At 72.5% G+C, this 19232-nt stretch carries 20 protein-coding genes; 8 read left to right on the top strand and 12 right to left on the bottom strand.

Going from position 1 to position 19232, the window contains the following annotated elements; all coding sequences use genetic code 11:
• Window positions 1-8 precede the first annotated feature (8 nt).
• Window positions 9-767, top strand: a complete 759-nt coding sequence (locus AB0A94_RS21210; RefSeq protein WP_361746423.1) for an SDR family oxidoreductase — start codon at window positions 9-11, stop codon at window positions 765-767.
• Between the two features lie 513 nt (window positions 768-1280).
• Here AB0A94_RS21210 and AB0A94_RS21205 read toward each other — a convergent pair.
• Genes AB0A94_RS21205 through AB0A94_RS21195 form a run of 3 tightly spaced genes read right to left on the bottom strand, consistent with a single transcriptional unit; the run spans window position 1281 to window position 3790 of the window.
• Window positions 1281-2021 carry an FAD:protein FMN transferase gene (locus tag AB0A94_RS21205; protein ID WP_361746421.1) on the bottom strand — a complete coding sequence of 247 codons (741 nt, stop codon included), beginning with the start codon at window positions 2019-2021 and terminating at the stop codon, window positions 1281-1283.
• 1 nt (window position 2022) lies between these two features.
• Window positions 2023-2421, bottom strand: coding sequence for an FMN-binding protein (locus AB0A94_RS21200; protein ID WP_361746419.1), 399 nt, complete (start codon window positions 2419-2421; stop codon window positions 2023-2025).
• Window positions 2422-2449: 28 nt separating this feature from the next.
• Window positions 2450-3790, bottom strand: coding sequence for a ferredoxin reductase family protein (locus tag AB0A94_RS21195; protein WP_361746417.1), 1341 nt, complete (start codon window positions 3788-3790; stop codon window positions 2450-2452).
• Between the two features lie 149 nt (window positions 3791-3939).
• Between AB0A94_RS21195 and AB0A94_RS21190 the strand changes: the two genes are divergently transcribed.
• Both AB0A94_RS21190 and AB0A94_RS21185 read left to right on the top strand, forming a co-directional pair.
• Entirely contained in the window at window positions 3940-4629 is a 690-nt protein-coding gene (locus AB0A94_RS21190; RefSeq protein ID WP_361746415.1) for a response regulator transcription factor, read from the top strand.
• A gap of 38 nt (window positions 4630-4667) precedes the next feature.
• Entirely contained in the window at window positions 4668-6071 is a 1404-nt protein-coding gene (locus AB0A94_RS21185; protein ID WP_361746413.1) for a HAMP domain-containing sensor histidine kinase, read from the top strand.
• Between the two features lie 95 nt (window positions 6072-6166).
• On the opposite strand, the gene AB0A94_RS21180 is transcribed toward AB0A94_RS21185, so the two are convergent.
• From AB0A94_RS21180 to AB0A94_RS21170, 3 genes are all read right to left on the bottom strand, one after another.
• Complete coding sequence (locus AB0A94_RS21180; protein WP_361746411.1) at window positions 6167-6346, bottom strand: hypothetical protein; 180 nt, start codon at window positions 6344-6346, stop codon at window positions 6167-6169.
• A 92-nt stretch (window positions 6347-6438) separates the two neighbouring features.
• A complete protein-coding gene (locus AB0A94_RS21175; RefSeq protein WP_361746409.1) occupies window positions 6439-7200 on the bottom strand; it encodes a hypothetical protein in 762 nt (253 codons plus the stop codon).
• The gene (locus AB0A94_RS21170) at window positions 7197-7733 is read right to left on the bottom strand and encodes a sigma-70 family RNA polymerase sigma factor (RefSeq protein WP_361746407.1); all 537 of its coding nucleotides are present in this window, start codon (window positions 7731-7733) and stop codon (window positions 7197-7199) included. The genes AB0A94_RS21175 and AB0A94_RS21170 overlap by 4 nt, the downstream gene beginning before the upstream one ends.
• Before the next feature lie 428 nt (window positions 7734-8161).
• On the opposite strand from AB0A94_RS21170, the gene AB0A94_RS21165 reads away from it, so the two are divergent.
• The gene (locus AB0A94_RS21165; protein ID WP_361746405.1) at window positions 8162-9670 is read left to right on the top strand and encodes a DUF4246 domain-containing protein; all 1509 of its coding nucleotides are present in this window, start codon (window positions 8162-8164) and stop codon (window positions 9668-9670) included.
• A gap of 91 nt (window positions 9671-9761) precedes the next feature.
• Here the strand turns inward: AB0A94_RS21165 and AB0A94_RS21160 are convergent, their stop codons facing one another.
• The 6 genes from AB0A94_RS21160 to AB0A94_RS21135 all read right to left on the bottom strand — a co-directional run bounded on the left by AB0A94_RS21160 (window position 9762) and on the right by AB0A94_RS21135 (window position 15172).
• Window positions 9762-10874: a HAMP domain-containing sensor histidine kinase gene (locus tag AB0A94_RS21160; RefSeq protein ID WP_361746403.1), complete on the bottom strand. Its 1113-nt coding sequence runs from the start codon at window positions 10872-10874 to the stop codon at window positions 9762-9764.
• Between the two features lie 2 nt (window positions 10875-10876).
• Window positions 10877-11605, bottom strand: a complete 729-nt coding sequence (locus AB0A94_RS21155) for a response regulator transcription factor (RefSeq protein WP_361746401.1) — start codon at window positions 11603-11605, stop codon at window positions 10877-10879.
• Between the two features lie 205 nt (window positions 11606-11810).
• Window positions 11811-12218, bottom strand: coding sequence for a peptide-methionine (R)-S-oxide reductase MsrB (gene msrB / locus AB0A94_RS21150; RefSeq protein ID WP_361746399.1), 408 nt, complete (start codon window positions 12216-12218; stop codon window positions 11811-11813).
• 14 nt (window positions 12219-12232) lie between these two features.
• The gene (gene murC, locus AB0A94_RS21145) at window positions 12233-13621 is read right to left on the bottom strand and encodes a UDP-N-acetylmuramate--L-alanine ligase (protein ID WP_361746397.1); all 1389 of its coding nucleotides are present in this window, start codon (window positions 13619-13621) and stop codon (window positions 12233-12235) included.
• A gap of 80 nt (window positions 13622-13701) precedes the next feature.
• Window positions 13702-14175 carry an indole-3-glycerol phosphate synthase gene (locus AB0A94_RS21140; protein WP_361746395.1) on the bottom strand — a complete coding sequence of 158 codons (474 nt, stop codon included), beginning with the start codon at window positions 14173-14175 and terminating at the stop codon, window positions 13702-13704.
• A 202-nt stretch (window positions 14176-14377) separates the two neighbouring features.
• A complete protein-coding gene (locus AB0A94_RS21135) occupies window positions 14378-15172 on the bottom strand; it encodes a pyrimidine reductase family protein (RefSeq protein WP_361746393.1) in 795 nt (264 codons plus the stop codon).
• Window positions 15173-15209: 37 nt separating this feature from the next.
• On the opposite strand from AB0A94_RS21135, the gene zapE reads away from it, so the two are divergent.
• The 4 genes from zapE to AB0A94_RS21115 form a co-directional block, all read left to right on the top strand.
• Window positions 15210-16313 carry a cell division protein ZapE gene (gene zapE / locus AB0A94_RS21130; protein ID WP_361746391.1) on the top strand — a complete coding sequence of 368 codons (1104 nt, stop codon included), beginning with the start codon at window positions 15210-15212 and terminating at the stop codon, window positions 16311-16313.
• Between the two features lie 394 nt (window positions 16314-16707).
• Window positions 16708-17289, top strand: a complete 582-nt coding sequence (locus tag AB0A94_RS21125) for a carbonic anhydrase (protein WP_361746389.1) — start codon at window positions 16708-16710, stop codon at window positions 17287-17289.
• Between the two features lie 8 nt (window positions 17290-17297).
• The gene (locus AB0A94_RS21120; RefSeq protein ID WP_361746387.1) at window positions 17298-18764 is read left to right on the top strand and encodes a SulP family inorganic anion transporter; all 1467 of its coding nucleotides are present in this window, start codon (window positions 17298-17300) and stop codon (window positions 18762-18764) included.
• Window positions 18765-18918: 154 nt separating this feature from the next.
• Window positions 18919-19232 (top strand): SPFH domain-containing protein (locus tag AB0A94_RS21115; protein ID WP_361746386.1); only part of this gene is annotated, 314 nt, incomplete at its 3' end.

Here is a 19232-nt window from a genome sequence, read left to right as displayed (position 1 = left end):
CCACCGAAATGAACCGCTTCACCGGCAGGACCGTCCTCGTCACCGGCGCGGGCTCCGGCCTCGGCCGCGCGATCGCGCTCGCCTTCGCCGCCGAGGGCGCGTCCGTGGTCGCCGCGGGACGCACCGCGGCCTCCCTGGACGAGACGGTCGGTCTCATCGAGGCCACCGGCGGCACGGCCGCCGCCGTCACCGCCGATGTCACCGACTCCGACCAGCTCCAGAACCTCGTACGTGAGAGCGTCACCCGCTTCGGCGGACTGGACATCGCGGTCAACAACGCCGGAATACTCCGCGGCACCGTACCCGTCGGCGAGGTGAGCGAGGAGGACTGGGACGCGGTGCTGCGAACCAATGTCACCGGCGTCTGGCTGGCCATGAAGCACGAGATCGCGCACATGAGGGAGAACGGTGGCGGCGCCATCGTCAACATCTCCTCCAACCTGGGCGCACACCTGCGGATCCCGAACACCGCCGCCTACATCACGTCCAAGGCGGCGGTCTCCGCGCTGACCCGCGCCGCCGCTCTCGACCACATCCACCAGGGCATCCGCATCAACGCCGTCAGCCCCGGCGCCTCCGCCGCCCCCATGTCGCTGCGGCCCGGTGAGACCGAGGCCGACCGCGCCGAGCGAGTGAAGACAGAAAACCCGCTCGGCCGGGTCGCGGAAGCCGAAGAAGTGGCGGCCGCGGTGCTCTACCTCGCCTCGCCCGCGGCCGGCGCGGCGGTCGGCGCCGACCTGGTCCTCGACAGTGGGTCCTCGGCCTGACGGTTCGTAGGCTTCGGCGGCACCCTTCCCCAGCGAGGAACTCCGCCACGACGGGCTGGAACGCGAGCCGCATCCCCACCAGAGCGGCCGTACCGCGGTGCGGCCGGCGAGAACACCGACGACGGACGGTCTGGTGGCTTGCCGCCTCCACGACCGGGACGGTGAGCACCGGATCGTGGTCGTACGGCGGAGGCCCGCTCGGCGCTTCCGGTACCGACGCGCGCGTCGGTACCGGAAGCGCCGAGTGAGCCGGAGCCCCCGACGCTCCGCTGATCATGTGGCGTACAGGTCCCGGCACAGGGTTCGTCAGGGGAGTGTGGCCCGGAGAGGATGGCGTCAGAACGAGGGCTCGGTGGAGAAAGTGCCCGTCCGGACAGGTGTGACCGGCTCGGACGTGCGCTGCTGAAGGAGCGCCACGGCGTCCTTGACCCGGCCGCGATCGCCTCGTCGCCCCGGCCGTGCCAGGCCAGGAACTGCGCCGGTTCGACCGCACCACGGCGCCGCGGCGGGCGGCTACGCCGCCTCCCCCGTCGCACCCGCCGCCGGGAAGCCCGGTGAGCGCACCACCCGCCGGTCCGCCCGCACCGCGAACACCTCGCAGCCGGGGCGTGCGGCCGCCCACGCGATCCCCTCCGCGCCCAGCGCGAAGGCCGCCGTGGCGACCGCGTCCGCCTCGGTCAGGGTGGGGGCGGTGATGGTCAGGGCCAGCAGGCCGGTCGCCGGGCGGCCGGTGCGCCCGTCGATGATGTGGTCGCCGCGTTCGTAGCGCGCGGAGGTCGCGACCGCGCCGTCGGTGAGCTCCAGGACGGCGCACAGCCGGTCGGCGTGTTCCGGGTGCCGCACGCCCACACGCCACGGCCCGCCGGCGGCGACCACGTCACCGCCGGCGTTCAGGCAGAACCGCCGCGCTCCCGCCGCCCTCAGCAGATCGGCGCCCTTCTGCACCGACCAGCCCTTCACCACCGCGCACGGATCGAGACGCCGGCCCGGCAGCCGTACGTCGAACGCGCCCCCGGTGGAGATCCGGTACCGCTCGCACAGGGCGAGGACCTCGGTCAGTTCGGGGCTCAGCCGGTCCGGGGCCGGCTCGCCCCGGTCCAGGCGGGACACCTCGCTGTCCTCACGGAACGGGCTGAAGCGGGCGTCGACCTCGCGCAGCCAGGCGAAGAGGCCGTCCGCCACGGATTCCCGGAACCCTTCGTCGTCGACGCGGAGCGACACCGGGAACCCCATGACGTGTTCGACGCGCCGCACGTCAGGAGCCCTGCGCGTCGAGGGCGGCCTGCAGGGACTCCCGGTAGCCGTCGCTGGTGACGGTGGCGCCGGAGACCGTGTCGACGTCGGCGCTCTGTGCCGCGAGGGTCTCCTCGATGAGGGTCGGCACGGCGGCCGTGGTCTGCGGGTGGTCCGGCTGCTGGAGCATCCGCACGGCGCTGATGCGGTCGCCGTCGAGGGTGACCTCGACCTGCACGGGGCCCTTCTCGGTGTCGACGGTGGGGCCCGCGACGACCCGGACGGTACTGCCCGGGGAGGCGGACACCGAGGGGGCGGGCGCGGGTTCGGCGACCGCCGGCTCCGGGGCCGACGGGCTGTGGCGCCAGACCGGGATCAGTCCGGCGACGGTCAGGACCAGGACGGGCAGTGCTCGCTTCACGTTCTTCTCCTCGTTCGTCCCGTGCTCGTCATCCGGCCAGGCTGAAGCGCTCGTAGTGGATCTGCCGCTTCGGTACGCCCAGCCCGCGCAGGGTGCGCAGGACCGCGGTGGTCATGCCGGGCGGGCCGCAGACGTAGACGTCCCGGTCGGTGAGGTCGGGCACGAGGCGGGACAGCTCCGCGGGGGCCAGCCGGTCGGGCACGGACGGGCCGGTGATCAGGTGCAGCTCGGCACCCTTGGCGCGGGCGAGTTCGCGCAGTTCGTCGTGGAGGACGGCGTCGGTCTCCGTGCTCACCCGGTGGAGGACGACGGCGTGACCGTGCAACTCCTCCAGCAGGGCCCGGATCGGGGTGACGCCGACGCCGCCGGCGATGAGCAGGGCGTCCGGACGGGTGCGGTGCAGGGTGGTGAAGGCGCCGTAGGGGCCCTCCGCGAAGACACGGGTGCCGGGCTTCAGGTGGCGCAGGGCCGCGCTGCCGTCACCGACCGCCTTCGCGGTGAGCCGCAGGGTGCGGCCGTCGGGCGCGGCGGACAGGGAGAACGGGTTCGCCTGCCACCAGCGGTCCTTCGTCAGGAACCGCCACAGGAAGAACTGGCCGGCGCGGGCGGGCAGCCGGTCCAGATCGCGGCCGGTGACGTGGACGGACACCACGTCGTCGTTCTCCGGGACGACGGCGGTGACCCGCAGCCGATGGCGCCGGTTCCGCCACAGCGGAAGGACCAGCCGGCCGGCGAACACCGCGGCGAGGGCGGCGCCCCACAGCCCGTACCAGTAGGCGGTGGCGGCGGCCGAGGCGGTGAAGGTGGAGCCGACGGCGACCTGGTGGGTGAAGGCCAGCACCACGGCGACGTAGGTGTACAGGTGGATGAAGTGCCAGGTCTCGTAGGCGAGGCGGCGTCGCGCGCGGCGGGCGGAGACCGCGCCGACGACGAGGATCAGCACCAGTGCGACGACCGCGCGCAGCACGCCCTCGACGGTCTCGGCGAGGTCGACGAGCTGGTTCACCGGGTCCATGGAGGACATCTCGGCGTAGCCGAAGGTGATGAAGACCGCGTGGCCGAGGAGCGTCCACAGCAGTCCGAAGCCGACCCAGCGGTGCCACAGGGTCAGCCGGTCCATGCCGATCCGGCGGTCCAGCCAGGGCAGCCGGGCCACCAGCAGCAGCTGGAACGCCATCAGCAGGGCGGCGTACAGGCCGGTGAGGCGGCCGAGGACGACGAGGGCGTTCGCGCCGAAACCCGCCTGGACGAAGAAGACCGCCACCACCGCCGCGTTCGCGGCGAGCAGGCCGTACAGGCCGGTGCGCGCCACCGCTTCGGGGCGTCGCCTCGCGGTGGGGGGTGCGGGAGGCGATTGGACAGCTGTCACGCCGGAAACTCCTTGATCGGGTCCTGGGTCTCCGAGCTTGGTCACAGGCGCTGTCGATTCCCTGTCGGTCAACTTTCAAGTTTTTATCGATCAGGACGCGGAGGCGCACCGCCTCTGGTGCCGCGGGCGTTGTGCCGCAGTATGGGCGGGTGGAAAAAGTACGACTCCTCGTCGTGGACGACGACCCGCCGATAGCCGACCTGGTGGCGACGGTCGCCCGCTACGAGGGCTGGGAGGCGGTCACCGCCAACTCGGGTGCGGAGGCGCTGCGCCGCGCCGCCGAGTTCCGCCCGGACATCGTGGTGCTGGACCTGATGCTGCCGGACGTCGACGGCTTCGGCGTCCTGGACCGGCTGCGGCGTTCCGGGACGATGGTGCCGGTGGTGTTCCTCACCGCCCGGGACGGGGTCGCCGACCGGGTGGCGGGGCTGACCCGGGGCGGGGACGACTACCTGGTCAAGCCGTTCGCCGTGGAGGAGCTGATGGCGCGGCTGCGCACCGTGCTGCGGCGCAGCGCGGGGCCGGGGTTCCAGCGGTCGGTGCTGCGGGTGGCGGACCTGACGATGGACGAGGACACCCGTGAGGTGCGGCGCGGTGAGCGGCTGCTGTCGCTGACGCCGACCGAGTACGAGGTGCTGCGCTATCTGATGCGCCGGTCGCCGACCGTGCTGACCAAGGCGCAGATCCTGGACCACGTGTGGGAGTACGGTTTCGGGGGCCGCTCCAACGTGGTGGAGCTGGTGGTGAGCCGGCTGCGGCGCAAGCTGGACGACACCGGTGCGCCGCTGATCCAGACGGTGCGGGGCTTCGGGTACGTGATCCGGCAGGCCGCCGAGTGAGGGCGTGCCTCCGGCGGCCGCGGGACACGTACCGGCGGATGCGGCTGGGCACCCGGCTGGCACTGGGCCTCGGGGTGCTGTCACTGGCGGTGTTCGCGGTCGTCGGCACCGCGCTCACCACGTACATGCACGACTATCTGGAACGGCAGCTGGGCGACCAGCTGAAGCTGATCCAGACCGTGCAGGCCAAGGACGCGGCGGCGCACGGCACGGTCAAGCGGAAGCCGTACTACGGCTGGTACACGGCGGTGTACGACGTCTCCGGCGACGCGGTCAGCCTGCGCAGGCCCTCCGACGTGCCCGAGGACACCCGCGCCCTGGCCGACCTCGCGCGGGCGATGGCGCACTCCGACACGGACCTGACGCGCACCGCGCGGATCAGGGGGGAGGGCACCTACCGGCTGCGCGGCTGCGAGGTCGAACCGGGGGTGGTGCTGGTGAGCGCCGCGCCCGTGGAGGACATCGAGGAGACCGTCGGGCAGCTGATCACGGTGCAGGTCGTGGTGTTCGCGCTCGCGCTGCTGGCCCTGGTGGTGTTCGGGCGGCGGATGCTGCGGCGCGGGCTGAAGCCGCTGAGCGACATGGCGCACACCGCGCACGGCATCGCCTCGCACGACCTGAGCGAGTCGGCGGCGCGGCTGCCGCTGCGCGCGGACGGCCGGGACGGCGGTCTGGAGGTGGCGGAGCTGCGCACCGCGTTCAACACGATGCTGGAGCACATCGACGACTCCCTCGCGGTGCGCGCGGAGGCGGAGCTGCGGCTGCGCCGGTTCGTCGCGGACGCCTCGCACGAACTGCGCACCCCGCTGATGTCGGTGCGCGGCTACGCGGACCTGTTCCAGTACGCCGCCGCCAACGAACCCGCCGAACGGGAGCGGCACCTGGCCCGGCTGCGCGCGGAGGCCGCCCGGATGGGCGTGCTCCTGGACGATCTGCTGCTGCTCGCCCGGCTGGACGCGGCGGAGGTGGAGGCGCCGCTGCGGACGGCGGACACGGACCTGGCGGAGCTGGTCCAGCAGGCCGCCGACGCGTTCCGGGCGAGCCACCCGGGCCATCCGCTGACGGTGACGGCGGGCTCCGGGCCGCTGAGGCTCCGGCTCGATCCGCAGCGCGTACGGCAGGTCCTGGACAACCTGCTCACCAACGCGGCCGTGCACACCCCGGCCGGCACCCAGGTGTCCGTGGCGGTCTCCGTCGCCGCCGGCTCGGCGCTGGTGCGGGTCGCCGACGCGGGTCCCGGTGTCCCGGCGGAGGACCGGGAGCGGGTGTTCGACCGCTTCTACCGGGTCGACAAGGCCCGCAGCCGGGACCGCGGCGGCAGCGGGCTGGGCCTCGCGGTCGCCCGGTCCCTGGTGCGGGCGCACGGCGGCGACATCGAGCTGAGCAGCGAACCGGGGGCGACGGTCTTCACCGTACGGCTGCCGCTGGACGGCGGCGCCTGACGGGCCCCGGCCGCCGCGGGCGGCGCGTGCCGCCGGTGCGTCCGGGGCGTGTGCGGGGCTGGTGACGGCCCGGATCCTCGGCTCGGATCCTCGGCTCAGATCTTCTGGCGGAGCCACCAGAAGACGAGGCCTACGGCTCCGGCGCCGGAGCCGTAGGCGGCGCCGCGCAGGGCGCTGGAGACGACGGCGTCGCGGCGGCGGCGGATCCAGGCGGACGACCGGTCGAAGCGGCCGGGGCCCTGCGCGGTGGGGGTGGTGCGGTGGGGCTCGTTCATGGCGGCGCTCTCTCGAGTGGGTGCTGTCCTTGGGTCCGATGGGGCGGGCGGCCCGGAAACCCTCGTCCCCGCCGGGCTTTCCCCGTGTGGGGTCAGTGCGGGGCGGACAGTTCGTGGATGCGGTCGGGCAGCCGGCTGTCGGGCCGGCAGACCAGCCCGTCCTCGCCGTGGCGTTCGGCGAGCGCCTGGTAGCGCTTGCGCAGGTGGCGGGTGGGGATCGGCGTGGGTTCACGGTGGCGGGCGCAGTAGGTGGTGAAGGCGTCCACTGCGCCGACCAGGTCGCGGGTGTAGTCGTTCGGTGGCCCGTCGAACCACTGTTGTGCGGTGCCGTCGCGCATGACGCTCATCTGCCGCTTCCAGAAGGCGGCTTCCCGGATCTCGCCCTGGCTGACGTGGCGCAGGTGGAGGCAGTAGGCGGCGCCGGTGTGTTCGGCTCCGGCCGCGATCTGCCACCAGAAGACGGCGCTCTCGGGGTGGTCGACGAGGTGGAGGATGCAGGCGAAGACGTGGATGCCATGGACGTCGACGGGCAGCCACTCGGTGAAGTCGTCGGGCGTGGGCTCGCCGTCGCCGTCGTCGCCGATGAGCGCGGCCAGTTCTTCGACGTGGTCGGCGGCGCCGGCCTCGGTGACGGTCCAGCGGGAGATGAGGTCGAGCTGGTGGCGGGCGCGGGTACCGGCGGGCCGGGACGGCGCGGGCCGGGTGTACCCGGCGTCCGCGGCCAGGCGGCGCAGCCCCTCGGCGGCGTCGAAGGGGCGCCGCTCCTCCCGGACGAACGGGTCGGTCTCGGCCAGGCGCCTGGTCCACGTCGCCTCCGCTTCGGCCAGGCGCTTGCTCCACACGGGAGGTGTCACTGGTCTGTCTCCTTCTCCTTCGTCGGTGTCGTCCCGCGGTGGTTGTGGTGGACGGGGGCGAGGCGCTTGCGGGCCTCGCGGAGGTGGTAGTCCACGGTGCTCACGGTGATGCCGAGGTACCAGCTGGTCTTCTGGCTGCTGTAGTGCAGGACGTACCGCAGGATGATCACGTCGAGCTGCCGCTGCGGCAGGTTCAGCAGCGCCGCGTAGAGGCCGATCCCGCTCTCCATGGCGGTGATCTCGTCGCGCGCCGCGGCCAGCGCCTCGTCGCCGACGACGCGCCGCAGGATGCTCCAGGTCTGCTGCGGGAGGTTGGCCTCGGCGAGCAACTCGTCCCAGATTCGGAGAACTTCCAGGAAGGCACGGTGGACCGCGCGCTCCGCGGCGTCGTTGGTGCGGAGCCGGTACAGCGCGTAGGAGTGCCAAGCCTCCTGGTTCATCACGTAGTGCGCCTCGAAGTCCAGCGGCAGGGGAAGCGGCGCCTGCGTGGAGGAACCGGAGCCGTCGTCGGCCCGGAAGGCGTCTTCGTGCATGGATCCTCTTCGTTGAGGGTGATTCGGGTGCCCGGCGTGCGCCGGTGAGGATCACTCAACCGGGCCGGCGCCTAGAACACGCATACACGCGACCCCAAATATGACCATCCGAATTTCAACAGTCACCTACAGTGATCATGAAACGAGGTCGGGCACCTCATCTGAGCTGCGACGTCGACCTCCCGGGAGGGGCGGAGATCCACCCCGCGAAGTCGCGCCGGGTGACGGGCGTCACAAACCAGGGACGAAGCCTCTCGGCCAAATCCATTCGAATCAGCCACTGTTGCGCTCGATCGCGCGGTCCCGGGGCGGACGAGTCGGCGACCGACCGGGGCGCCGCCACCCTGTGCCGCCACGAGCGGGCTGCGGTGTCAGTCCGCTGAAGTATCCTTCCCGCCACCGCACACCGACCGGGGGGACCAAGAGAATTGTCTGGCCTGTCTGCTTTCCCGCTGCCTTTTCACGCTGCCCGTTCCATGCCGTTCGCGACCCCCCGAACGCTGCGGGAACTCCAGATGATGCAGTGCAGCGCGCTCATCCGGGCGAAGCCCGGGTGGTTCGACAAGATGAACGATGCCGACATCGTCGCCAGGTGGACGCGGGAAGCGGTCGCCCAGGGCCTCACCGAGGCGCAGGTGCGTTACGTGCTCGACGAACTCCGGCACTACGCCGCGCTGCGGGACGGGCGAACCGGCGCCGAGGTGTCCGCCGTCGACGGGGTGTGGCAGTCGGACACACTGGTCGACGACGAGCTCAAGGCCCGACTGCGCGAGGCGGTCCGGGTCCTGGAGGAGGTCCCCGAAGCGGAGCGGGACTGGCATCCCGGCTCCGACGGCCAGGTGCTGGATCTGGTCCATCCCTCACTGTTCTGCCTGGTGAGGGAGGCGAGCGGGGCGCCCGAGGAAACCTGGCGCAACCCGACGGACAGCTACTCGAAGCACGAGTTCTCGGAGAGGTTCCAGTGGCTGCCCACGGACGTCGACGTCAGTGAGGACGGCGATGTCGTCTTCCGGTCGTACGTCAACAACCTCCACCCCGAGCGGCATCGCGAACTGGCCGCCGTGCTGCCGGAGTTGTTCGCGCGCTTCCGCCCGCTGTGGGAGAACGTGCTCACCGACCTGCGCTGTCCGAGGCCGCTGCGGATCGACGTCGATCCTTACCGCTGGTACGACTCGAAGCCGGTGTATCCGGACAAGTCCTTCTTCAGTGACGCCGCGGCCCACGCGGAAGCCGTCCGCGAATGGGAGAAGGCCTCGGACGACTGGTGGGAGAACCGTCGCCCGGTCGTTCCGGATGCCCCGGTCTTCACTCCGCCCGAGCCGCCCGACGCATCCGCCCGGGTCGACCTGCGCGGCCGCCGTCTCCAGGTCATCGTCAAACTCGCCACCATTCACCTCACCCCGGACAAGCCCGAGTACCCCGGCGGTTCCTGGCACGTCGAGGGGATGCTGAACGAGCGGATCGTCTCGACCGGCATCTACTACTGGGACAGCGAGAACATCACCGAGAGCCGGCTGAGCTTCCGGGCGGCACTCGACGACCCGGAGTACGAGCAGAACGACGACGACGGCCTGCGTGAGGTCTACGGCCTGGAGGACGAGGACGCGCTGAACCAGGTGCTGGGATCGACGTCGACCCCGACGGGCCGCTGCCTGGCGTTCCCGAACGTCCTGCAACACCGCGTCGGTTCGTTCCGCCTCGCCGACCCCACCCGCCCGGGACATCGCAAGATCCTCGCGTTCTTCCTGGTCGACCCGTCGGAAAGGATCGTCTCGACGTCCGATGTGCCACCGCAGCAACCATGGTCCGAGACCTCGACCATGACGCTCGAACAGGCCAGGGACTACCGCGAACAGCTCATGCGGGAACGCAAGTTCTTCGTCGACGAACACAACGAGCAGCTCTACGAGCGGGAGTTCTCCCTCTGCGAGCACTGAACCCCTTAGCGCCCCGCCGGGCAGGTCACCCGGCGGGGCGCGTCCGACGGACCGGTGACGTGCCCGCCGGGGCCCCGCGGGGTGGGGTGGGTCAGCCGTCCGTTGCCGGGAGCGTCACCTCGAAGCGGCAGCCGCCCGTGACGTTGCGGACGGCGGCGCTGCCGCGGTGGGCCTCGACGATGCCGCGGACGATGGCGAGGCCGAGTCCCGCGCCGCCCGGCGGGGTCCGGGCGTGGGTGCCGCGCCAGCCGGTGTCGAAGACGCGGGGCAGGTCCTCCTCGGGGATGCCGCCGCAGCCGTCCGTCACGGACAGCACCACGCCCTCGTCCGAGCGCCGCGCGGAGACGGCGACCGTGCCGTCGGCCGGGGTCCGGCGGATCGCGTTGACCAGCAGATTGCCCAGTACGCGGCTCATCTCCCGCCCGTCCACCTCCACCGGCACCGGCTCCACCCGGTCCCCGACGAGCCGTACGCCGTGCTCGCGGGCGAGCGGGTCCGCGCCGGCGAGGGCGTCGCCGATCAGGTCGTACAGGGAGATCCGGGAGAGCGAGAGGGGCAGCGTGCCGGCGTGGATGCGGGAGAGTTCGAAGAGGTCGCCGACCATGTCGTTGAGCCGCTCCACCTCGGTGCGGATCTGTCTGAGGTAGCGGTCGGGTTCGGCGGCGACCCCGTCCTCCAGCGCCTCGGCCATCGCGCGCAGTCCGGCGAGCGGGGTGCGCAGGTCGTGGGAGATCCAGGCGACGAGTTCGCGGCGGGAGGACTCCAGGGCGCGTTCGCGGTTCCGGGACTCGGCGAGTTTGACGCTGGTCGCCTCCAGTTCGCGGCTGAGCGCGGCGAGTTCGGCGGTGGACGGGCGCTCGGGCGCGGCGAAGTCCCCGCCGTCGCCGAAGGAGCGGGCGGCGAGCGCCAGTTCGCGGCTGCGGGCGACGACCCAGCGGCCCAGCAGCAGCGCGGTGACCGTGGAGACCACGGCGGCCATGGCGACGACCGTCGTCACCACGCTCAGGTCGTGCGCCGACAGGAACATGGCCTGGGCGACGGCGAGGGTGCCCGCGAGCATCGCCGCCACCGCGACCCCGGCGACCACCGCGAGGTGCGCGATGAGCGACCGGCGCCGGATCAGCAGCAGCACGCACGCGCCGAGCGCTCCGGCCGCGGCGGCGCCGAGGAAGGCGAACAGGGCGATGAGCAGCATGTCCCGCACGCTCACTCCTCCCCGGAGCCGGCGGCGGGGTCGAAGCGGTAGCCGACGCCCCACACGGTCTGGACGATCCGGGGCCGCGCCGGATCGTCCTCCACCTTGCCGCGCAGCCGCCGCACGTGGACGGTGACGGTGGACAGGTCGCCGAAGTCCCAGCCCCACACCTCCCGCATCAGCTCCTCCCGCGAGAAGGCCCGCCCGGGGTGCCGCAGGAAGAAGGCGAGCAGGTCGAACTCGCGGATGGTGAGGGCGAGTCCGGTGCCGTTCTTGGTGGCCCGGCGGGCGGCGGGGTCGACGGCGAGACCGGCCGCCCGCAGCAGGCCGGACGCGGCGGCCGGCGCGGGGCGGGTGCGGCGCAGTACGGACTCGACGCGCAGGACGAGTTCGCGCGGGCTGAAGGGCTTGGTGACGTAGTCGTCGGCGCCGACCTCCAGACCGAGGATGCGGTCGTCCTCGTCGCCGCGCGCGGTGAGCATGATGACCGGCACGGGCCCCTGCCCGCGCATCCTGCGGCACACCTCCAGACCGTCCATGCCGGGCAGCATGAGGTCGAGGACGACGAGGTCCGGCCAGTGGGCCGCCGCGCGGGCGAGCGCGTCGGGGCCGTCCCCGGCCCGGTCGACGACGTATCCGGCGCGGTCGAGGTAGCCCGTGACGATCTCGGCGACGGTGGGGTCGTCGTCGACGACGAGGACCCGGGCTCCGGCCTCGGCGTTCGGTGGTCGCTGCTCCATGCGGCCAGCCTCGCACCCCGCGCGCGCGAGCGGTGTGGCCGGGCCGCCGACGTCCGCGTTCCGTAAGGAGCCGATGCCCCCGTCCGCGGACGTCGTCCCCCTGTCCCGACGAGGCCGCGGCGCGCCCGGCCGGCCGGACCGTCCTCGTGCTGCTCCCCGACCGCCCTGCCGCCCACCGGCCGGTGGGCGGCAGGGCGGGTACGGATCAGCTCTCGGCGGGCTGCAGCCTCAGCGAGATGCTGTTGATGCAGTACCGCTGGTCCGTGGGCGTCGGATACCCCTCACCCTCGAACACGTGCCCGAGGTGCGAACCGCACCGCGCACACCGCACCTCGGTGCGCACCATGCCGTGCGACCGGTCCTCGACCAGTTCCACGGCGTCGGTGTCCTTCGGGTCGTAGAAGGACGGCCAGCCGCAGTGCGACTCGAACTTGGTGGTCGAGGTGAACAGCTCGGCGCCGCAGGCGCGGCAGGAGTAGACGCCCGTGGTCCTGGTGTCGGTGTACTCGCCGGTGAAGGCGGGTTCCGTGGCCGCCTGGCGCAGAACGGCGTACTCGGACGGGGACAGTTCCGCGCGCCACTGCTCGTCCGGCTTCTCCACGTCGTACGGCATGAGCTTCCAGCCCCTTACTTCGACAGACGGTCCAGGATGCGCGGGCCGAGGTCGGTGACGTCGCCCGCTCCCATGGTGAGAACGAGATCACCGGGCTTCGCCATTCCCGCGATCACCTCGGGGATCTCCGCCTTGTCGTGGACGGCGGCGACGTCCGCGCCGGCGGTCCGGGCGGCGTCGATGATCAGCTCGCTGGTGACGCCGGGGATCGGGTCCTCGCGGGCCGGGTAGATGTCCAGCACCACCGAGGCGTCGGCGAGGGACAGGGACTGGCCCATCTCCTCGCCCAGCTCGCGGGTGCGGGAGAACAGGTGGGGCTGGAAGACGACGAGGATGCGGGCGTCCCCGGCGGCGGCGCGCATCGCCTCCAGGTCGGCGGTCATCTCGGTCGGGTGGTGCGCGTAGGAGTCGATGACCTGCACGCCGGCGGCCTCGCCCGTGAGCTGGAGGCGCCGCTTCACGCCGGTGTACGCGGCCAGCGCCGGGGCCAGCTCGGCGGCCGGGATGCCGAGCGCCGCGCCCGCGGCGAGCGCGGCCACCGCGTTGTGCGCGTAGTGCCGGCCGGGGACGGACACGGTGAAGGTGAGCGGGGCGCCGTCGAACTCGACGGTCACCTCGCTCTTCAGCCCCTGCGGGACGACCGACAGCACCCGCACGTCGGCGTCCGCCGACTCGCCGTACGTCACGGTCCGCACCGAGCCGTCCAGCCGGCGGGTCAGCTCGCGGGCGCCCTCGTGGTCCGCGGAGATCACCAGGGTGCCGCCGGGCACGATCCGGCCGACGAACGTCTCGAAGGACTGGTGGATCTCCTCCATGGAGGCGTAGTTGGCGTGGTGGTCCAGCTCCACGTTGAGGATGATCGCGACCTCGGGCGCGTACTTGTGGAAGCTGCGGTCCGATTCGTCCGCCTCGGCGACGAAGATCTCGCCCGCGCCGTGCAGCGCGTTGGAGCCGGGGGCGTCCAGGTCGCCGCCGATCGCGTACGACGGCTTCCGTCCCAGCTCGGTGAGGGAGACGGCCAGCATGGAGGTGGTGGTGGTCTTGCCGTGGGTGCCGGCCACCGCGATCGGCCGCAGTCCGTCCATCAGGGCGGCGAGGGCGTCGGAGCGGTGCACCACCGGGACGCCCAGCTCGGCCGCCCGGACCAGCTCGGGGTTGTCCTCGCGGATCGCGGAGGAGACGACCACGCAGCTGGCGTCGTCGGCGAGGTGCCCGGCGGCGTGGCCGATGTGCACGGTGGCGCCCAGCGCGCGCAGGGCGTCGGCGGTCGGGGAGTCCTTGGCGTCGCTGCCGGCCACCTTCGCGCCGCGCTGGGCGAGGATCTTGGCGATGCCCGACATCCCGGCGCCGCCGATGCCGATGAAGTGCGGTCGGTCCATGGCGGTAGGAAGGCCGGGTGCCATGCGTGTTCTCCCAGTGGTGCGACGAGCGGGACGGCGGTCTTCGCGCTCTCGCGGGAGAGCCGGGAGAGCGCCGCCCCAGCCTATGCCTTGCTGTGCGAGAAGAGTTTCAGCACCGGCACCCCGACCTTGTGCCGGGCCCGGGAGGCCCAGTCCCGGTGGAAGAACTCCTCCACGTAGTGCGGGTCGGTCAGGACGATCACCTCGTCCGCCCCGACCTCCTCCACCATGGCCTTCAGCGCGTCCAGGGGGTGGTCCCCGATGAGGCGGCCGTCCGCCGTGTCGCCGGTCGCGCGCAGGGCCTGCAGGGAGACCGCCAGGGCCCGCTCCCCCATGCTCCTGGCCTCTTCGCCCTCGGGGGTCTCGCCCTCGCGGACGGCCTCGTCGAGCTCGCCGAGCGCGACGTCGTCGATCGCTCTCAGCAGCCGGTCGGCCTGTTCGCCGCGCGGCTGGAGCAGCACGTGGAAGGAGACCGGCTCGTCGCCGTGCAAGGTGGTGACGAACTCCACGTCGGCGGACGTCAGGGCCTTCTCGATCATCAGTACGCTTGTGAACACCAGGCGCCCCTTCTCCTCGGAGGACCCTAGGGCCCCTCTCTGCTCCGTGGGCCGGCCCAGGCCCCGCGGAAACCCTTCTGCCCCGTGTGCACACGGGTACTGCCGGATTCAGTGTCGCCCCTTCCCGCACCGGCCGGACGGATGTGTTCCGCCGATCACCGGACAAGCGGCCCTCACCGGGCGTTCCCGCGGACGCGGACGTTCAGGACCGCTGGTAGCGCGTGAACAGGAAACCGTCCTCCTCCAGCATCGACTTCAGCGCGAAACGCCGTGGAAATGTTACGGAAGGTCCGCCGGCGATGCGCTGTGCGTCACCGGCGGTGAGCATCGGCGAGACGGTCAGGCAGAGCTCGTCCAGCACCCCGGCCGCCACCAGCTGGCCCAGCAGTCGCGGCCCGCCCTCGGTCAGCAGCCGGGTGTGTCCGAGGTCCGCGAGGGTCCGCACCGCCCGCGCGGGGTCCACCGCTCCCCCCTCCCCGGCGGTGATCACCCGGGCGCCCGCCCGTTCGGCGGCGGCCACGCGGTCCGGGGCGGCCCCGGCGCCGGTCAGCAGCAGCGTGGGCACCAGGGGGGAGGTGAACAGCGGCAGCGAGAAGTCCAGGTCCAGGCCGGCCGTCACCACCGCGATCACGGGCGCGGGCCCCTGCCCGGCCGCCTCCCGCGCGGCCGCGAACTCCGCACGCGCGCGTGCCGGACGGTAGCCCTCCTGCCGTACCGTCTGCGCGCCGACGACCACGACGTCGGCGAGCGCCCGCAGCGTGCCGAAGATCCGCATGTCGGCCGGGCAGGAGATGGGCTGCGAGCGGCCGTCGTGCTGGGCGGCCCCGTCGAGGGTGGACACCATGTTGGCCCGCAGCCACGGCTCCCGGCCGCCGGGCCCCGGCTCGGGGTAGGCGTACGCGGCGGCCAGCTCGGCGAGGCTCCACTCACGGCCCTCCTCCCCGCCGGGAGCTGCGGTTTCGTCGGTCACGTCGGTCACGGGGAACAGGCGTCGCATGCCGAGCAGTGTTCCACGGCCCGTAGCATGGGGGACCGTGTCGTCCTCCTCCCCCGCCTCCCGTCCCGGTCCGGCAGCCGACGTGGCTCCGCTGTCCCTGTGCGCCCGTGAGCCGCACGTGCCCGCGGACCGGCTCGTAGCCGAGATGGTGCCGCCGCCGCGGTTCGACTCGGTCCGCTTCGCCAGCTACATACCGGACCCGAACCAGCCGAGCCAGACCGAGGCCGTGCGCGTCCTCGAGGGCTTCGCGGCCGGTCTCGACGGGGCGGCGGCCGGCGACCCGGGCCGGCGCCGGCTGTTCGGCTTCGGCAGGGCACCGAAGAAGGCCCCGGCCGGGCCGCGCGGCGTCTACCTCGACGGCGGCTACGGCGTCGGCAAGACCCACCTGCTGGCCTCCCTGTGGCACGCCACCCCCGCCGAGCCCTCCCGCAAGGCGTTCGGCACCTTCGTGGAGCTGACCAACCTGGTCGGCGCCCTCGGCTTCCAGCAGACCGTGAAGACCCTCTCCGGGCACCGCCTGCTGTGCATCGACGAGTTCGAGCTGGACGACCCGGGCGACACCGTTCTCGTCTCCACCCTGCTGGGCAAGCTGGTCGAGGCCGGTGTCGCGCTCGCCGCCACCTCGAACACGCTGCCGGGCAAGCTCGGCGAGGGCCGGTTCGCCGCCGCCGACTTCCTGCGCGAGATCCAGGGCCTGTCGGCCCACTTCCGCGCCCTGCGCATCGACGGCGAGGACTACCGCCACCGGGGTCTGCCCGAGGCGCCGGCGCCGTACTCCGACGAACTGGTGACGCGGACCGCGCACGCCACCGAGGGCGCCTCGCTCGACGCCTTCCCCGATCTGCTGGACCATCTCGCGCGGGTCCACCCCAGCCGCTACGGCGCCCTGACCGACGGGCTCCGCGCGGTGTGCCTCACCGGGGTGCGTCCGGTGCCGGACCAGTCGACCGCGCTCCGGCTCGTCGTCCTCGCGGACCGGCTCTACGACCGTGAGGTGCCCGTACTCGCCTCGGGGCTGCCGTTCGACCGGCTGTTCAGCGAGGAGATGCTCGAGGGCGGCTACCGCAAGAAGTACTTCCGGGCGATCTCCCGGCTCACCGCGCTGGCCCGCGACGCGGGACGGCTCACCGAGTCCCGCTGAACCGCACGTCGGACACCTGATCGAACCGTCGCCGATCAGGGACGCATTCGCGCCAATCCACCCTTTCTTTTCAGGCTCTCTCCGCCACGAAACATTGAGTTAACCCTGCAAACGACTTTGCAGGGTTAATGTGTTTCTTGACCAACCGTTGACCAAGCCTTGGTGTGCGGAAGAGGTGCGAACCGCCTTGCGAAACACGCATGTCCCGAGGTCCGGCGACCGCGGCCCCACCCCGGCCCTCGCTGTTGCTTTACCCGCGCTTCACTTCTTCGCATTTCCTTCACCCTTCACACCCGCGTATACATTTCGTGAGGCAAGGGCCACGGGTCAGCGGAGTCCGACCTTTGTCATGCCCGTCCGACGCGCCCCCACGCGCGCCAGGAGGAATCACCAGATGCAGCCCCTCATCGACAACGCCCGCACGTTCGGACAGCGCCCTGAGGAGTTCGCCCGCCTCGCCGAGGGGCAATCCCCCGACGTCCTGTTCATCACCTGCTCCGACTCCAGGGTCGTACCGGCCCTGATCACGGGCGCCCGGCCCGGCGAGCTCTTCGAGCTGCGCACCGCGGGCAACATCGTCCCGCCCTACGCCCCCGGGCGCCCCACCGCCGAGGCGGCCACCGTCGAGTACGCGGTGGAGGTCCTCGGCGTGACGGACATCGTGGTCTGTGGCCACTCCCACTGCGGGGCCATCGGCGCGCTGGTGCGCGGCGACGACCTGGACGCCGTGCCCGCCGTGCGCGACTGGCTGGCGCACGCCGCCGACGAGCCGGCGTCGGCCGACGCGACGGACCCGGCCTGCGCGGAGGCGGTCCAGCACCACGTCCTGGCCCAGCTGCTGCGGCTGCGCTCGTACCCGTGCGTCGAGCAGCGGCTGGCCTCGGGCCGGCTCCGGCTGCGCGGCTGGTACTACGAGGTGCACACCGGAGCCGTACGCGAACACCGCGCGGACACCGACGCCTTCGAGGCGCTGTGAGCACGGCCGTGTCCAGGTTCCCCCACCTGCGGCAGGACTTCGCCGCCTCACTCGTCGTGTTCCTCGTCGCGCTCCCGCTGTGCGTGGGCGTCGCCGTCGCCTCCGGTGTCCCGGCCGAACTCGGCCTGGTCACCGGCATCGTGGGCGGACTGGTCACCGGAATGCTGCCGGGCAGCAGCCTTCAGGTGTCCGGTCCGGCCGCCGGGCTGACCGTGCTGGTCTTCGAGGCCGTCGACACCTACGGACTGCCCGCGCTCGGCGTGATCGTGCTGGCCACCGGGCTGCTCCAGCTGGCCATGGGCGCGCTGCGGCTCGGCCGCTGGTTCCGCGCGATATCCCTCTCGGTGGTCGAGGGCATGCTGGCCGGCATCGGTCTCGTGCTCATCGCGGGCCAGCTCTACGCGGCTGCCGGGCTGCAGGCGCCCGCCTCCGGCGTCGACAAGATCCTCGGGCTGCCGGGGGCCGCCGCGGACGCGCTCGGCAGCACCGAGGCGCTCGCCTCGCTCGCGGTCGGCGCGGGCACCGTCGCCGTGATGGTGCTGTGGCGCCGGATGCCGGGCCCCGCCGGCGCCGTACCGGGCGCGCTGGCGGCGGTCCTGCTGGCGACGGCGGTCACCCTCGCGTTCGGCGTGCCCGTCGCGACGGTCGAGGTGCAGGGCCTGCTCGACGCCGTCCAGCCGCCCGGCGCGGACGTCTTCGGCGGGCTGGAGATCGGCATCCTCGGCACGATCGTCGCCTTCACCCTGATCGCCTCCGCCGAGAGCCTGTTCAGCGCCGCCGCGGTGGACCGGCTGCACGACGGTCCGCGCACCCAGTACAACAAGGAGCTGATGGCGCAGGGCGCGGGCAACACGGTCTGCGGGGTCCTCGGCGCGCTGCCGATGACCGCGGTCATCGTGCGCAGCTCGGCCAACGTCCACTCGGGCGCCAGGACCAAGGCGTCCCGGGTGCTGCACGGCGTGTGGCTGCTGCTGTTCGCCGCGCTGCTGCCGTCCGCGCTGGCGCTGATCCCGCTGCCCGCGCTGGCCGGCATCCTGGTCCACGCCGGCTGGAAGCTGATCCCGTTCCGAGCCGTGGCCGCGCTCTGGCGGGGCCACCGGGGCGAGGCGCTGATCCTGGTGGTCACCGCCGTGTCGATCGTCGTGGTCAACATGTTCGAGGGCGTGCTGATCGGTATGGCCCTGTCGGTCGCCAAGACGGCCTGGGCGGCCTCGCAGGCGAAGCTGGAGGTCATCGACAAGGGCGCGGGCCCCCTCCAGGTGTACCTGTCGGGCAACGCGACCTTCCTGCGCCTGCCGAAGATCCTGGACACCCTGGAGTCCCTCCCCCAGGACCGTCCCGTCGAACTGGACCTCACCGGCCTCCACCACCTGGACCACGCCTGTCACACGGCCCTGAAGAACTGGTCCGAACGCCACAGCACACCGGGCACGGCCCCGGTGAAACTCACGGAGACACCGGTCGCGACACCTTAGGGGCGCTTCCCAGGGGCGCGGGGCCGTGTCGGCATACGGCTCCGCCGCCCCTTCCCGCCCCACCGCCCACCCGGCATGGCCCCGCACCGAACACCGGGCATATCGTTGCAGCAGCGGACGAAAGCACAGCGGGCCTCTGCACCGGGAGGTCACCATGGTCGAGGAACTGCTCACCGCAGCCGCCGGCACCGCCGCGGCCGCAGCCGCCTACCTCCTCGCGGCGGCCCGGGTCGTCAAGCAGTACGAGCGCGGCGTCGTCCTCCGCCTCGGCCGCCTGCACGGCACCGCGCGCCCGCCCGGCTTCACCCTCGTCGTCCCCGTCGTGGACCGGCTGCACAAGGTGAACCTCCAGATCGTCACGATGCCGGTCCCCGCCCAGGAGGGCATCACCCGGGACAACGTGACCGTACGGGTCGACGCGGTCGTCTACTTCAAGGTCGTCGACGCGCCGGCGGCCATCATCAACGT

It is taken from the genome of Streptomyces sp. NPDC044984 (assembly GCF_040646935.1).
Lineage (GTDB): Bacteria > Actinomycetota > Actinomycetes > Streptomycetales > Streptomycetaceae > Streptomyces.
This window is presented reverse-complemented; position numbering and strand designations above follow the sequence as displayed.

Coding starts and splice junctions, on each gene's coding strand:
- AB0A94_RS21170 (WP_361746407.1), bottom strand. CDS start 7,733: ATGCACGAAGACGCCTTCCGGGCCGACGACGGCTCCGGTTCCTCCACG.
- AB0A94_RS21180 (WP_361746411.1), bottom strand. CDS start 6,346: ATGAACGAGCCCCACCGCACCACCCCCACCGCGCAGGGCCCCGGCCGC.
- AB0A94_RS21185 (WP_361746413.1), top strand. CDS start 4,668: ATGCGGCTGGGCACCCGGCTGGCACTGGGCCTCGGGGTGCTGTCACTG.
- msrB (WP_361746399.1), bottom strand. CDS start 12,218: ATGCCGTACGACGTGGAGAAGCCGGACGAGCAGTGGCGCGCGGAACTG.
- AB0A94_RS21125 (WP_361746389.1), top strand. CDS start 16,708: ATGCAGCCCCTCATCGACAACGCCCGCACGTTCGGACAGCGCCCTGAG.
- murC (WP_361746397.1), bottom strand. CDS start 13,621: ATGGCACCCGGCCTTCCTACCGCCATGGACCGACCGCACTTCATCGGC.
- AB0A94_RS21155 (WP_361746401.1), bottom strand. CDS start 11,605: ATGGAGCAGCGACCACCGAACGCCGAGGCCGGAGCCCGGGTCCTCGTC.
- AB0A94_RS21135 (WP_361746393.1), bottom strand. CDS start 15,172: ATGCGACGCCTGTTCCCCGTGACCGACGTGACCGACGAAACCGCAGCT.
- AB0A94_RS21210 (WP_361746423.1), top strand. CDS start 9: ATGAACCGCTTCACCGGCAGGACCGTCCTCGTCACCGGCGCGGGCTCC.